Here is a 14956-nt window from a genome sequence, read left to right on the forward strand (position 1 = left end):
AACATGTTACCTGCCGCAAAAAATGCGCACATAGATGAATTCTATCATTCATACTTTCTATTGTAAAGACTGCTTTTGCAATTCATATTTTTCTATGATCAATTCTCTCACATGTTCAGCCGCTGCCGGAAGTTTGTAGTTCTTATTATATACAAGATTCAGGTTTCGACCGCTGCCATCCTGTGAAAACGGGAATTCCAAAACTTCTCCTGCCTGGATCTCATCTGCGGTCGCAAGTCTTGAAATAATTGTAATGCCAAGACCACTTTTGACAGATCTCTTGATCGCTTCCGGATTCTCAATTGTCGCAACAATATTCAGATCATCCAAAGAGATTCCCATCTTTTTTAATTGCTTCTCTGCTTCTTTTCTGGTACCGGATCCCTCCTCACGCATAATCAGAGGTTCTCCTTCCAGCCATTTTAAATCCTTCTGCTCTTTTATGATTTTCTGATATTCTTTCGTATTCGGCATAATAACAACCAGATCATCCTGGTAAAACGGTATGTATTTACAATTTGCTTTTTCGATTACTGTACCGGAAAATCCAATATCAACCAGATGCGATGCTACCTGTTCAATGACAGTACTGCTGTCACTTTCCACGATTCTGAACTGTTCTTTCGGAAATCTCTCTCGGAATTTCACCAGAATATCCGGCAGAATATACTGCGCCGGTATCGTAGAGGTTGCGATCGTAATACATCTTTCTTTCTGCTCTGCTGCTTTTGAAAACATTGACTGGATTTCCTGTTCCAGTTCGATCATCTGACGTGCATACTGATAAAGTGTCTTTCCGTCCTCAGATAATTTGACAGTCTTGGTATTACGCACAAACAATCTCACTTTCAGTTCTTTTTCAAGTGTCTGTATATGCGCACTTACTGTTGGCTGTGTCAGATACAGTTCCTGTGCTGCTTTTGAAAAGCTCTTTGAATCGGATACTTTAATAAATGCTTCCAGCTGCCTTAAATTCATAATTATTCCCTCTTTCTATTCGATCAAATTCGTATAAATACACCCTCACCGGATTCCGTTATTTCCTTTGATCAAATTGCGCAGCCACATCTATCTTCTACCATCCGATATCAAATACCAGAGAGCAAAGTGCATCTGCCCGAACAAACAAATTCTTTTTATCCAGGAGGTTACCATCTTCAGTTTTTAACAACTTGTCCAGAGCCTGAACAAGGGTCCTTCGACCTGCTTTGACGCCTCAACATGATGTCCTTATACACTGTGTCTCTCTGATATCTTTATTCATACTTAATTTCTCAACTTTTCTTAAATATTCTCTGTCCGTTATACGAACTTCTTTGTTATATAGTTCTCAAACTATGGTCTGATGATCTTTCCTGCTTCAGCCATAGATTCAACAATACTGTACATATTGGTTACACCACCAACAACAAGTTTGTCTTTTAAATGATAGTAGTCAAGACATGTACCACATGTAAGAATCTCTACTCCCTGTGCCTCCAGAGACTTCAGATCTTCAATGGAATCTGATCCTTCTGTTGTAAGAGTAGCTCCTCCATTGTAGAAAAGCATCTTCTTCGGAAGTGTATCAAGCTGTGTAACTGCATAAATAAATCCCTTAATCAGGACTTTACCAAGTTCATCATTACCTGTTCCCATGCGGTCAGAAGATACCACTACGATAAGGTCTCCCTTCTGATCCGGTGTACATACAACTTCTGCATCTACTGCCGGTACTCCCTGCATCTTGATCGTTACTTTGTATTCTTTTTCTCCAAGCTTTTCAGAGCTTACTTCTCCGCCCTGTTCTTTTGCCAGCTTTGTAACATTCTGTACAGCAATCTCATTATCTACTAATACTTCAATTGTCTCCGGTCCTGTAAGAGCCTGCATTGCTTTTTTTGTTTTGATTACCGGAATCGGGCAGTTGTCTCCCATTGCATTAACTGTTACCATAATATTCATTTCCACCTTTCTTTTACGTGAATCATTTCACTTATAGATACATTCTATCACCCTTCGTCCCTTATGTAAACAGATAGTCCCGTTATTTTTACCAAAAACCATTTGTTATCGCGATAGCTTTTTGTATATTATTGCGATATTTTACATTCGCTTCTTGCAGTATCCTTTCTTCTATAATAAAATAGAAAAGTAAAACAGTATGTCTATAAATATGCATTGAACAAGACTATAGAAAACTGGAAATTTATCAAAAAGCACTTCAGAAAGGATTTAATAATATATGTGGTTAGCAGATGGTTGGAAAGATTATGAAGTAATTGACTCCTCAGACGGAGAAAAGCTGGAACGCTGGGGGCAGTACATCCTGGTTCGTCCGGATCCGCAGGTGATCTGGGATACACCTCGCACAGACAAACGCTGGAAACATCCGAACGCACACTATCACCGCAGTAAAAAAGGCGGCGGTGAATGGGAATTCTTCGATCTCCCGGAACAGTGGCAAATCAGTTATAAGAATCTTACCTTTAACTTAAAACCGTTTAATTTTAAACATACCGGACTTTTCCCGGAACAGGCAACCAACTGGGACTGGTTCTCTGAAAAGATTCGCAATGCCGGGCGCCCGGTAAAAGTACTGAACTTATTCGCCTATACCGGTGGTGCATCACTTGCAGCAGCTGCTGCCGGCGCACACGTAACTCATGTAGACGCTTCCAAGGGAATGGTTACATGGGCAAAAGAAAATGCTGTTTCTTCCGGACTCGGCGATGCACCGATCCGCTGGCTGGTTGATGACTGTGTCAAATTCGTAGAGCGCGAAATCCGCCGCGGTAATCATTACGATGCAATCATCATGGATCCACCTTCCTACGGTCGTGGACCAAAGGGCGAGATCTGGAAAATTGAAGACGCAATTCATCCACTGGTAAAACTCTGTACGAAGATTTTATCCGATGATCCACTGTTCTTCCTGATCAATTCTTATACGACAGGACTTGCCCCAGCAGTACTGACTTATATGATCGCGACTGAGCTTAAGAAATACGGTGGACATGTGGATTCACAAGAGATTGGACTTCCAGTATCTTCAAATGGACTGGTACTTCCTTGTGGGGCCAGTGGACGATGGGAGAGATAAGATTGCGGATTTGTGATTGATACGTTTGTGGCTTCTCAATAATACAACGTTTTTCCGAATAGCAGAATCTCAATTTGTGCAATCATAAAAGATCTAAAATAAAAGAGAAGTGATCCGGTATGAAATGGATTTCTCCTACTATAAAGCTTGTGCTTTAACGAAAATCCTTTTCTAAACTCAGATTACTTCTCTTCTTTATTTTCCATTCTCCTTTGGGTTCCCCATCTGAAAATTTATTGCAGATGCTCCATCAGATAGCTAAGAAACGCCTGGCAACCTTCCATCACATCATCAAATGTCTCATCAAAATTTCCTGTATACCATGGATCTGCAATGTCTCTCGGACGATTTGTGTAATCCAGAAGTCTCTGTACCTTGTGCTCCGGGTCATTTCCGATGATTCTCATAATGTTCTGTATATTGTATCGCTCCATGCAGATGATGTAGTCGAATGCGGCATATTCTTCTCTACACATCTTGCGTGCACGGTGATTGCCACACGGGATTCCTTCCTTGCGGAGCTTCTTTTGTGTGCCGCGGTGAACTGGGTTCCCATGTTCTTCATTGCTTGTACCGGCGGAATCGATGAAGAAATCGGACTCTATGCCGGATTGTTTAACTAAATGTTTCATAACGTATTCTGCCATGGTGGAGCGGCAGATATTGCCGTGGCAGATAAAAAGTACTTTTATCATATGATTTTCTCCTTGTGTTATTGAAAGATTGTGTAATTTGAACCCTCTATGTTCTCAATCACTTAATGATATATTTTGTTCCTCTGCCTTTTCCTTCAACTGCAATCACACCCTTTTTCTCCATAGCTTTCAGTAATTGTGTTGTTTTTGATTTGCCAAATGGGACATATGGTGCAATTTCACTTATTGGTTTCAGCATTGTCTTACTTAAAAATTTGTAAATCACTTTTTCGTCTTCGGTTAAATTGACATTCGTTTCAAATATCGGTAATACAATTTTTATAGCATTTTCTGACACTTCAAATTCTGGTTTTATCAAACTCTCTGCATACAGTTGTTTGATTCGTGTAATTCCTGTTCCAAATATCTCTACCAATCCCAGTCTGTAAAATACATTTGCAAGATTTCTATTTCTTAAAATAGATAGTTTACCTGATAAATATTCTTCTGCCGTTATTCCAGCCGGCAATCCACCAGGAGACACTACTTCTATTCTATCATCAAACATAGAAACTCTGATGTGTGAATTAATATCCCATACCCTATGAATCAAAGCATTTGCAATTGCTTCTCTGAAAGCTGCTTCCGGTATTTTCTCTACCATCTTTCTGTCAGCTCCCTGTATTACTTCATATTGGTAATAATCTCTAAATACAGCAAGTGCTTTTTCATATATTTCTAAAACCGATATATGTTCAAACGTTACTCTTTTTTGAATAATACTGATATTCTCACCGAACTTAACAATATCAATTCCTGAAAAATGATTTTTATCTGCCAAAAGTCCCGCTGCATTATTATAACCATTTATATTGTCATACAGGTTCAATGTCTTTAAAGTATCTTGATTGAAAGTTTCAATGTAAATATTTTCTTTCAGTTTACACTGTAAAATTTCAAAAGATAGCTCCTGATCTTTACAAGGTAATTCTTCGAAGCTAATATTTTTTCCATCTAATACAAGCCTTGAAAATTCCAATGTATCTACCTCTATCGTTGCTGTATCATTTCGTTTGTATGCTTTTGATTTATATAAATACGGTTTTTGAAGACCACTTTTTACAGTAAGTTTTATCGTCTGGTCATTGTTCTGTATTTCAAGTGTATAGTTTGGTTGAGGTAATATACTGTCATTGATTTTATTTTCGATATCCAGACAGGCCTGTTTTACATCTGGCAATCCTTTCACATTTCCATTATCCTCAACCCCAAAAAGAATTGTTCCACCATTGTAATTCGAAAAGGCACTAACTGTTTTCAAAAAAGTATTCGTAATCGTTTCCTTGAATTCTAATATTCTTGTTTCACGCATAGTAATCGTTCCCTTTCCAACCATAATGATTATATTATATGCAAAAATGCGCAAAAAATCAATCGTATTTTTTTACGATTGATTTTTTAATTGATTTTGAGTGTAATATTATTTTTTGACCAACTGAATTATGACAACTTTTTTAATTATTCCGATTCGGTCTTCCAAAGGTATAAATAAGGTGTAAATTATTTGTTTCTATCTAGAAAATCCTACAAAATCTAGTTTTTCTCGCCATACTTTAAATGTTGCCGTGGCATATAAATAATATTTTGACCATTTTTTTATCTCCTTTCGTGCCAACGGATTTGAGGCGATAAGCCTTTATTTTTCAACATTTTTGCACATTTTTATATTTAATTGTTTTTCATTTCTCCTCATTTATGATGGTATTTTCTCTATAACTTTATGCGTTAGAAAGGGGCTGTGAAATAAGTCCCTAAAAGAAATAGGACCATTCGTTCATGCGAAAGGTCCTATTTTTGTGGTAAAATTAACTTGCGATGAAAACTTTACACAATAATTATTGTAATTCAAAACAAGGATATTTACCACTGTTTCTTTCAGATTGTTTGGATCTGCTGGATCCTGTTTTAACATTTGACAGATTGATGGGAGGAATCGATTTAAACAAGTATCTGACGGATATTCCGGAGTACACAACCGGACGACTCAGATATAATCCAGTCAACATGTTAAAAAAGTACTTTTCGGATTTATGACTAGCGGCTACTGCTCTCTGAGAGAACTGGAAGACAACTGCAAAGTTAATATCAGGTTCATGTATCTCATGGATCATCAGACTCCGTCATACAGAACCTTTGGATATTTCATCAATGAAATACTTCAAGATAAGATTGAAAACATTTTTAACGACATCAATCATGCTATCTTTAACGATGAGCATGTAGATCTGCAACATCTCTACATCGACGGCTCCAAGTTTGAAGCAAACGCAAACAAGTATACCTGGGTATGGAAGAAGGCTACCGAAAAGTTCCGTTACAAGCTTTACGAAAAAATCACTGCGGAGATTGAGGAAATTAATGCAGAAATCGCATGGAGCGGGGTGCAGATCACAACAAATCCGGAGTATGTACCGGATTATCTGAATGAAATCGTTGAGCAGCTAGTACTTTTATGGGAACTGGATAAAAGTACATTTGTTTACGGAAGTGGAAAGCGAAAATCCAAAGAACAGCGACATTATGAACACTTGACTACTTTCTGTCAGAAACTTCAAGAATACATGCAAAAAATTGAAATCTGTGGTCCCAATCGAAACAGTTACTCTAAAACAGATAACTCAGCTACCTTTATGCGTATCAAAACGGATTACATGGGCAATGATCAGCTTCTGCCAGCATATAATGTACAGATTGGTGTAGCAGATGAATATATTGCAGTTGTTGACGTGAACCATTATCGTTCGGATATGGATTGTTTCGTTCCTTTGATGGAGCACTTCAAACAAACTTATGGATTCTATCCCAAATATCCTGTGGCAGATGCCGGATATGGCTCATACAACAATTATATTTTCTGTGAACAGAACGGAATTGAAAAGTATATGAAATTTCCAATGTTTAAAAAGGAAACTAAGGATCGGAAATATCATGAAGATCCATTTCGTGCAGTTAACTTCAGAATTGATGAGCAAGGTGTCATGAGATGTCCTAACGATAAAGCATTCCATTTTTTATACAGAAAAAATGTGAGGGGAAATCAATACGGACGTAAGGAAGAACTGTATGAATGCGAAGACTGTAGTGGATGTCCATATGCAGAGAAATGTAAGAAAACAGATAAGAATCGAACCGTTCGGATCAATCAGGAATTAACTTCCATGCATCAGGAGGTAATCGAAAACCTAGAAAGTATCCACGGTGCGTTATTACGAATGAACCGTTCGATACAAGCAGAAGGCACTTTCGGAATAATGAAAAACGACCGTTGGTACAAGAGAATTGTCCGAAGAGGCATTCATTCAGTCAGTCGAGTAGACTAAGACCTCTCAATCTTAGCCCCTCACAGATCCGTACGTGCGGCTTTCCCGCATACGGCTCCTCATAGTAACATTCGCTTCAATATAAACAATAGTACGTTTTAGGTTTTGCTAACGGGTAATACTTGAGCATTTCCACAAATCCATTCCATGTGTATGCCCGTCTACAACCTCTCCGATTCATGGCTTTGAATAGAAACTGCTGTACTCTATGCAGGAATGTTGTTATCTTCCGAAAATTCCATGTAACACCATAATACCGATAGTGTCCAATTAGTTTTACGTTCAACTCTTTAATTATTTCTCGCATTGGTCGATTTCGATTATCGTAAATCCAGTTCTTGTATGCTCTAACCTTTTGCTCAAACTTCTTCCTTGAAGTCTGTACCTTTGGCACGAAACCTCCCTTTCGGGTTTTGCTACAGTAGAAGGTAAATCCCAGAAAATCAAATGTTTCAGGCTTACATTCTCCTCTTGCTCTACGATTCTGCTCTGCAAATCTCCCAAATTCAATCAGTCTGCTTTTACTACTTTCCAGCTCCAGTCCAAACTTTTCCATTCGTTCCTTTAACTCTTTATAGTATCTTTCAGCTTCTGACTTATATTGAAATCCTGCAACAAAATCATCCGCAAAGTTGACGAGAAAACACTCTCCCTGCATTTCCCTTTGCACCACCAGCTTAAACCACAGCGTCAGCACATGATGCATGTATATATTTGCAAGCATCGGACTCATTACTGAGCCTTGTGCCGAACCTTCCTCTGTTGGCTCGAATTTTCCTTGCTCCATTATTCCTGCTTTAAGGTATTTACGTATTAGCCACAATAAGTTCTTATCCTGTATATTCCATTCAAGAAACTTCATCATCCAATCATGGTCGATATGGTCAAAGAAACCTTTGATATCGGCATCTACAATATAGCTGATTTTTCCATAGCTTATCCGTTGGTATACTTCTTTTATTGCTTCGTGACACCCCCTATTCGGTCTGAATCCATACATGCAGTTTAGGAATCTCGGTTCATAAATAGCTCCCAGTATTTTCTTCACTGCCATTTGTACAATCTTATCTTCATAGGAAGCAATCCCTAATGGTCGTTTCTTTCCATTTCCTTTAGGTATATATACCCTCAGTGACGGAAGTGGCTTAAAGGATTTGTTTTTCAACCTCTGTACCAGTTCCTTGATATTTCTATCAAGGTTCTTCCCATACTCATCCTTAGTTACCTTGTCAATTCCGACTGCTTTGTTCCCATCTAATTCCTTATGACATTGCTTTAGCATATCTTCATTTATCAAGTGGTACACTGATGTAAATATAGGATGTTTTGATGTTGCCGATATCTCAGCTATTCTTACTAATTTCGTTTCCATTATTTCCTCCGTCCCTGAGTACGGATAATGTGTCCTCAGTAAGACCTTTACTATGCAATCCCCTTCCCTCCATCGGCATTGCCCGATTTCTACAGTACTATGGGATTGTCCGACCACCTACCATTCATTTGAAATCCTCCGTTTTCAGTTGCAACTTCATACTCTTCTTCGAGAAATGGCAGGTTCTCCCCAGTTGATGTGTATTCATAATGTAAAACATGATTGGTTCTCTGACTCCGCAGTGCCACATAACACTCGCCATATCGCATTATATGATATTGTCTTCCGCACCAGTTAAGACGTCGACCGACTGAAGTTAACGTTTCGAAGCTCAATCACTATTCAACCCTGCCTTCTTGCTGTCTACGCTTGTCAGATGCCGTTACCGGCATCATCCTAAGACTCGCTATTATCTGGTTGGCTAAACCTTGGATAAACCGGAATCCCACCGGCTTGACTACACACCCTTAGCTGGGCGCACAACTGGAAGTTTTACTCGTGGCGATAGGCCATAATCTATATAAATATCAGAAAAAAAAGATGAGAAACAGAACTGCCGCATAGATTCAAAAAAAGAATTTCTATGGGGTAGGGGAAGTGCGCTTTCTTTGCGCATGATTTCAGTCATTTATACACAACAGGTACAAAAAGGGAGATGCGAAAAAACTCAATCGAGTTTTTTCACATCCCCGAAAAATTTATATTTTTTCAATTGTCTACTTGACGGGGAGCAGTTCATTTATCTACTGTAACAGCCTCGTTTAACATATCTTTATGATAGGCTTATTGTAATAATTCTTTGTTTTACTGTCAATACTTTTGATTCGCTTCACAGAATCTTCATTTTTAGCATATAGGACGGACGCATGCCTTAACCGCCAGCACATTTTTGTGGATCTGGCTCTGCCGCGCTGATTCCCTTTTCCTGATTCAGGCGAAGATCAAGCGGTCCGTCTGCACGGAAAGAAAAACCACGCTTCAGATTGTCGATCTGCATGAACGATCCCCCGAAATCTGCAAGAATAAAATCAAATCCACCGGCTTCTTTTGCAATCTCATCGATTGTACAGAAATTCTGAAGTTTGACCGTCAGAATGTCCTCTCCAAAGCTCTGCTCTGCCAGACGCTTACGAGGCTATGCAGATTCCTCCTGATCCACATCTGTTGCATACATATGACCTTCACCATGCAGGCATTCCAGCCGGAGTATTTCCCTTATATCGTGCTCTTCGTTTGTGTGGTGTCTGTGTTTCCTGTTCCATTTCGTTCTCCCTGCCTATTTTTTATAAAAATCATTAGAGTCATATTCGCATGTCAGCGTTTTAACAGGAATTTTTCTATTTTTATCTTCGATTTTTTCTACAATCATCTCTCCGGCAAGTTTTCCCATTTCTTTCATTGGCTCATATACCACTGGAATCCTGTGCATGAAGCGATTTGCAAAATCAGAATCCACAAAACCACCTACTGCAATTTCCTCGCCGAGTTTCAGATTTCTATCCTCCACATAGTTCAGTACACTGTGAGTCATTGCCGTATTTGTGGCTATAATTGCCGTACATCCGGCCTCTACCAATTCGCCAGCTACATCATAGGTGTCTTTTTTTCGGTCAATATATCGAACATACTGTTCTGTCTCCGGTATCTCATATTGTTTCAAAATCTGCTGGTATACTTTTACCCTTTCATAAGTCGGACTAATCTGTGGCAATCCAACCAGAAAACCAATCTTTCTGAAACCATTTTGGATCATTTCTTCCAGCATCTTTGCAGTTGCCTCCTGACAGTCAAGAATAACACTGTCATAATTTCTGTCCGGGAGCACCCGATCCATAAATATCATTGGGAATTTGTCCGGTATCTGCCTCTTTATTGTCTGAAAATCTTCTGATGTAGAAGCAATTACAATCCCATCTACGACCCCCGAAGCCAGATTTCTCAGTGCCTGTTTTTCCATCTTGAGGCAGTCCCTTGTATTGGAAATGACCAGATTGTATCCCTGCTTTGATATCACATCATCTACATCTTCAATAAGTGCAGCAAAAACAGAGTTTGTAATATCCGGTACAACAAGTCCTATCATCATTTTTTTTCCGGTACGAAAAGTCCTGCCAGACGCATCTGGCGAATACCCCAATTCTTCTACTGCATCCATGACTTTTTTTCTGGTCTCTTCGGATACAAAACGTGTATGATTCAACACGTGCGACACTGTAGATATGGAAACATTGGCTTTTTGAGCCACATCTGTAATCTTTGCTTTCATATACATTCACTCTCTGTTTCTGTTAATTTTATATGGACTATATGATTTCCTGTCAGACTATATGGTATAAAATCAACCTTTTCATCATCCAGTATAACACATTCGACAGTTCCAGTTCCACTTATTTTAACAGTTAATTTTGCCGATTGATAATTCAGATTCTGTATTTCAATCTCTTTAAATATTTCTGGAACACACGGATTAAATCTCATGCCCTGTTCATCATAACTAATTCCGAAAACACCATATAAAATCTGAGCTGCAAACCCGCAAGCATGCCAAAGTTGTCCGGGCCATCTCCAGGATTTTCCTGTATCCGCTTCAAGAACTTCATGGAAATTTTTATGCAAAACAGCTGTTCTCATCTGCTGTGCAATCATAGTCAGCAATAATTCTTTATTCTGCGATTCAGCCGCAGCAGAAGCAAATCCTGATTCCCACACCGGCCAGACTGGTCCTACAAAATGATTATGCTCTTTGCGATGAGGAAACAAACGTATTCCATATGGAGTCATTGCAGTATGTATTCCACTGTTCAGGATTTCTCTTTTCTGCTCCGGTGTTGCAATATGGAACTTATCCCACAGAGCGGCTTCCTCACCGGAAGTCTCCCATATCTGATTTTCATATGCTTCACTGCCTTTTGGACCACTTGTAAAGTATCCTGCCTCATCATTCCAGTATTCTTCACGGATTTTTTCACATAATTGTTCGGAAATCTTACTCCATTTTTTGGATTTTTCATTTTCTCCATGCAAAAGCTTTTCTATTTTGGCCATAGAATCATATGCTTTCATATAATAACATTCACTGCCAAGTGAATATCCTGCATTTTCCGGTTCAGGGAACGCATCATTAGAAGTAGACTGTTCTGCACGTACAAGACCTTTTTCCTCATTATATCTGTTTTCAATTTCTGTCATTGTTTCTAACAGTGTTTCATATCCCTCTTCAAGTGCACTTCTGTCACCTGTAGCCAGATAATAATCCCACAATCCAACAGCCCCCATTGCCGGTCCGTCACTTCCATTGTCAAATCCTTTTTTTACAGCATACAAGAGTGAGCGTCCTGCTGTTTCCGGATCGATCAGGTTTCCGCCACGCATTGCTATATGTACAGAGTCTCTGAGCCAGACTCCAAACCCTTCACCTTTGCACTGAAAGAGTCCTGCCTGCCACAGATGCTCCTGCCCAGGGAGTGCATAGCCACCATTCGTACAACGATCGAAGACTGTCATCGCCAGATTCCATGTTGCTGAAAGAATATCTGAAGCAGATTTCAGTGTCGGATATTTTTTCAGTGACAGATCTGCGGTCCACTTATCAGTTCTCCATGACTTTCTTGTCATGTCGCCCCATTTCGTTTTTCTCCACTGAAATTCTTCAAGAATCCTGTCTGCTGACACAATTTCCTCCGGACTGATGATATAAGCATCTGGTCTACCATAACAGCTGTCTTCAACATGGTTATCGAAAACTTTGAATTTATCATTTGCGAAAATAAGCCTGTCCTCTTTCTTTTTTCTTCGCAATGCTTCTGTCGCATCTTTACTGTATGCCAGTCCTCTGAGTCCATATACAACAATCTCAGTCTCTGTATCTTTATCCGTTTCTACTTGAATATGTGGATCATTGTCTTCGCCTACTCGGATTTTCCCAAGATTTCCACTAATATCAATAACACTGATTTCTTTTGCTTTATTAGTCAGATTATTTAGCAGTACCAATACTTTGTTATCTGCGATTATTTCCGTCAGATACTGATCAAATATAGTGACAAAAGACAGTTTCTTATCGCATTTTATTTCCATCTGATACTTTCCACATGTAAGCACTTTTTTCTCAGAATTCCAGCAAAGTTTTTGATATGGAAGTTGAATTTCAACCTGTTTTTCACTGTTTATTTCCATGTTAAATATGGCTTCATAAGCATGTGCAAAAATATCATCGGGAGACATGTCTGCCTCTTTGATTTTTATATTCGGCCATGTATCCGGTGCTATACGAAATCTCAGTGCACAATCCAAATTTGATGTTTTTTCGCTAAATTCACGCTTCCAGATCCTGTGAGAAGAAATATCTGTACAAAATTCCCCGTTTTCTCCCGAAATATAGGGAATCGTGATGTAGTTCTGCATACCATCAGACTCTGTCAATGCGTAAACCACTTTTTTATCATCGTATCCAAAGCAATAGATTTGCCTGATATCACCATAAATGTTTACATTTTCACACTTCGAAAGATCATTTTCTGCAATAAATTTTTCTGCAGATTCTGAATTAAAAAAAGTATTTGTTTCTGCATCTAGACAGCAGATTTCACTCTTTCCGTACTCTTCTGCTTCATATTCTACCTGCAGTTTCGTCTGAGCATAACCCATTTTTCTGAGTTCTGTAATACAGCTGTTCTGTCTGAAATAATGTACTGACTTTTCCAGAGCTGCCCTGTATTCTTCTTCATACCGCCTGCTTCCATAACTTTCTCTGATTTTCACAAGTTTTCCCTCCTATTTGATGCCAGACATTTTTATACTGTTCTGCAGGTGACTTTGCAGAAGAAGTGATATCAAGAATACCGGAAGGCATGCAAGCATTGCACTTGCAATAACCACATTCCACTTAGTATTATAGCCGCCTACCATGTTAGCAAGATAAACCATAACTGTTCGATATTCCGGTTTCTTATTTACAATCAACGGCCACAGGTAATTGTTCCAGTTCCCCAGGAAAAAAGCAATACTCAGTGGGATAATAATTGGTCGTGAAAGCGGAAATATGATTGTAAAAAACATTCTGTATGTAGAACATCCGTCGAGTTTTGCAGCCTCTTCAAGATCCGCAGGGAAACTCATATAAAACTGTCTGAACAGAAATATACCATAAGCATTAAACAATGCCGGTAACAGAATTCCAGCATAACTGTTTGTAATTCCTAATTGTTTACATATCATAAACAAAGGTACAAGAATAGACGATACCGGAATCATCAAAGTACTGATGATCACTGTAAACATTGGCTTTTTCCCCGGAAAATTCATTCTTGCAAATGCATATCCACACATTGAATGAAGAATTAAAGCAATAATCGTAACTGCTACTGCAATAAGGAATGAATTACCGATTGCAACAAGAAAATCCGGTGTTATCGCTGATTTTATACTTTCAAAAGAAGGAGATGCTGTGATCAGTGATCCTACAAAAACAGTTTTTTCATTTCTGAAACTTACCATAAATAAAATGTAAATCGGAAACAACATTACAATTCCCAATATTATAAGAATTACTGCAAGTATGTTATTTGTTTTTTTCTTCATATCATCATTCCTCCTTTCCATTTATTTTTAACATAATAACGGCAAGCACTGTCAAAATTAGAAACATTACAACTGACAATCCGGCTCCATATCCAGCCTTCATCATTTCAAATGACTGTTTGTATATATACAGACTGGCAACTTCTGTCGATTTTGCCGGTCCACCCCCGGTCATTACCATGATAAGATCCAGACACTGGAACGATGCAATCACTGATGTGATCAGTACAAAAACGCTGGTTGGCTTTAATAGCGGAAACGTTATCTTCCAGAAAGTCTGCCAGGAATTTGCTCCATCCAGTTTTGCTGCTTCATAATAGCTGTAAGGTATATCTTTTATTGCTGATAGAAAAAGAATAATATTATAACCCAGATTGATCCATATCAAAACAACTGCAATGCAAACCATTGCCTGAGAAGTAGATCCCAGAAACTTTTCTCCTTTCAGTCCAAAGGCCTTCAGAAATACATTGATAAATCCACTTCTGTCCATATAAAGAAACATCCACAGACAGCTTGCAATTACAGATGTGATAGAATATGGAAGCAGAAAAGCTGTTTTTACAAATCCGGCAGCTTTTTCGTTTTTGACATAGTTAATCAAAACTGCAAATAATATTGATAATATAAATAATGCCGGAACATACAGTAAAGTTAATTTAAAAGTTCTTCCCAGAGACTGCCACCATTCAGAGTCACTAAACATTGTGACATAATTCTGTATTCCGATAAATTGCTTAATGTTAGCGAAGTTCCAGTCATATAGGCTCATATAAAATGAATATATGATTGGTATGATAATAAAAACCAGAAGACCAATAAAATCAGGAAGAACAAATGTATATGTTACAAACATCTGTTTCAATTTTTTACCGGACATTTTTCCTTTCTGCTTCATAATTCTACC

Annotated in this window: 10 protein-coding genes and 2 pseudogenes; 2 read left to right on the forward strand and 10 right to left on the reverse strand. The window is 38.6% G+C overall.

All coding sequences use genetic code 11. The annotated features are described in order from the left end of the window. Positions 1 to 57: 57 nt before the first annotated feature. Positions 58 to 978 carry a selenium metabolism-associated LysR family transcriptional regulator gene (locus tag PGY05_RS11820; RefSeq protein WP_270475968.1) on the reverse strand — a complete coding sequence of 307 codons (921 nt, stop codon included), beginning with the start codon at positions 976 to 978 and terminating at the stop codon, positions 58 to 60. A 357-nt stretch (positions 979 to 1335) separates the two neighbouring features. Beyond that, entirely contained in the window at positions 1336 to 1935 is a 600-nt protein-coding gene (gene yedF, locus PGY05_RS11825; protein ID WP_055261633.1) for a sulfurtransferase-like selenium metabolism protein YedF, read from the reverse strand. Between the two features lie 289 nt (positions 1936 to 2224). Between yedF and PGY05_RS11830 the strand changes: the two genes are divergently transcribed. Beyond that, positions 2225 to 3082: a class I SAM-dependent methyltransferase gene (locus tag PGY05_RS11830; protein ID WP_270475969.1), complete on the forward strand. Its 858-nt coding sequence runs from the start codon at positions 2225 to 2227 to the stop codon at positions 3080 to 3082. A 233-nt stretch (positions 3083 to 3315) separates the two neighbouring features. On the opposite strand, the gene PGY05_RS11835 is transcribed toward PGY05_RS11830, so the two are convergent. Both PGY05_RS11835 and PGY05_RS11840 read right to left on the reverse strand, forming a co-directional pair. After that, positions 3316 to 3777: a low molecular weight protein-tyrosine-phosphatase gene (locus tag PGY05_RS11835; RefSeq protein ID WP_055248925.1), complete on the reverse strand. Its 462-nt coding sequence runs from the start codon at positions 3775 to 3777 to the stop codon at positions 3316 to 3318. Positions 3778 to 3835: 58 nt separating this feature from the next. Beyond that, positions 3836 to 5089 carry an ATP-binding protein gene (locus PGY05_RS11840; RefSeq protein WP_270475970.1) on the reverse strand — a complete coding sequence of 418 codons (1254 nt, stop codon included), beginning with the start codon at positions 5087 to 5089 and terminating at the stop codon, positions 3836 to 3838. Between the two features lie 503 nt (positions 5090 to 5592). On the opposite strand from PGY05_RS11840, the pseudogene PGY05_RS11845 reads away from it, so the two are divergent. Further along, positions 5593 to 7082: pseudogene (locus PGY05_RS11845) on the forward strand (transposase); the annotation flags it as partial. Positions 7083 to 7173: 91 nt separating this feature from the next. On the opposite strand, the gene ltrA reads toward PGY05_RS11845, so the two are convergent. The 6 genes and pseudogenes from ltrA to PGY05_RS11875 all read right to left on the reverse strand — a co-directional run bounded on the left by ltrA (position 7174) and on the right by PGY05_RS11875 (position 14947). Beyond that, on the reverse strand, positions 7174 to 8469 hold the full coding sequence (gene ltrA / locus PGY05_RS11850; protein WP_155177828.1) for a group II intron reverse transcriptase/maturase: 1296 nt from the start codon (positions 8467 to 8469) through the stop codon (positions 7174 to 7176). Positions 8470 to 9370: 901 nt separating this feature from the next. Then, positions 9371 to 9670: pseudogene (gene mraW / locus PGY05_RS16695) on the reverse strand (16S rRNA (cytosine(1402)-N(4))-methyltransferase); the annotation flags it as partial. Positions 9671 to 9745: 75 nt separating this feature from the next. Further along, positions 9746 to 10735 (reverse strand): LacI family DNA-binding transcriptional regulator, encoded by a 990-nt coding sequence (locus PGY05_RS11860; protein ID WP_172676508.1) that lies wholly within the window; start codon positions 10733 to 10735, stop codon positions 9746 to 9748. After that, positions 10732 to 13230, reverse strand: a complete 2499-nt coding sequence (locus tag PGY05_RS11865; RefSeq protein ID WP_055248919.1) for an alpha-L-rhamnosidase-related protein — start codon at positions 13228 to 13230, stop codon at positions 10732 to 10734. The genes PGY05_RS11860 and PGY05_RS11865 overlap by 4 nt, the downstream gene beginning before the upstream one ends. 12 nt (positions 13231 to 13242) lie before the next feature. Further along, the gene (locus PGY05_RS11870; RefSeq protein ID WP_055158308.1) at positions 13243 to 14049 is read right to left on the reverse strand and encodes a carbohydrate ABC transporter permease; all 807 of its coding nucleotides are present in this window, start codon (positions 14047 to 14049) and stop codon (positions 13243 to 13245) included. A gap of 4 nt (positions 14050 to 14053) precedes the next feature. Beyond that, positions 14054 to 14947 carry a carbohydrate ABC transporter permease gene (locus tag PGY05_RS11875; protein WP_055158306.1) on the reverse strand — a complete coding sequence of 298 codons (894 nt, stop codon included), beginning with the start codon at positions 14945 to 14947 and terminating at the stop codon, positions 14054 to 14056. Between the last annotated feature and the right edge of the window lie 9 nt (positions 14948 to 14956).

The sequence above is a fragment of the Coprococcus sp. AF51-11b1 genome (genome assembly GCF_027682785.1).
GTDB classification, from domain to species: domain Bacteria; phylum Bacillota; class Clostridia; order Lachnospirales; family Lachnospiraceae; genus Allocoprococcus; species Allocoprococcus comes.

Bases quoted from the DNA above. Each gene is read 5' to 3' on its own strand.
- PGY05_RS11820 (WP_270475968.1), bottom strand. From the start codon at position 978: ATGAATTTAAGGCAGCTGGAAGCATTTATTAAAGTATCCGATTCAAAG.
- yedF (WP_055261633.1), bottom strand. From the start codon at position 1,935: ATGGTAACAGTTAATGCAATGGGAGACAACTGCCCGATTCCGGTAATC.
- PGY05_RS11830 (WP_270475969.1), top strand. From the start codon at position 2,225: ATGTGGTTAGCAGATGGTTGGAAAGATTATGAAGTAATTGACTCCTCA.
- PGY05_RS11835 (WP_055248925.1), bottom strand. From the start codon at position 3,777: ATGATAAAAGTACTTTTTATCTGCCACGGCAATATCTGCCGCTCCACC.
- PGY05_RS11840 (WP_270475970.1), bottom strand. From the start codon at position 5,089: ATGCGTGAAACAAGAATATTAGAATTCAAGGAAACGATTACGAATACT.
- ltrA (WP_155177828.1), bottom strand. From the start codon at position 8,469: ATGGAAACGAAATTAGTAAGAATAGCTGAGATATCGGCAACATCAAAA.
- PGY05_RS11860 (WP_172676508.1), bottom strand. From the start codon at position 10,735: ATGAAAGCAAAGATTACAGATGTGGCTCAAAAAGCCAATGTTTCCATA.
- PGY05_RS11870 (WP_055158308.1), bottom strand. From the start codon at position 14,049: ATGAAGAAAAAAACAAATAACATACTTGCAGTAATTCTTATAATATTG.
- PGY05_RS11875 (WP_055158306.1), bottom strand. From the start codon at position 14,947: ATGAAGCAGAAAGGAAAAATGTCCGGTAAAAAATTGAAACAGATGTTT.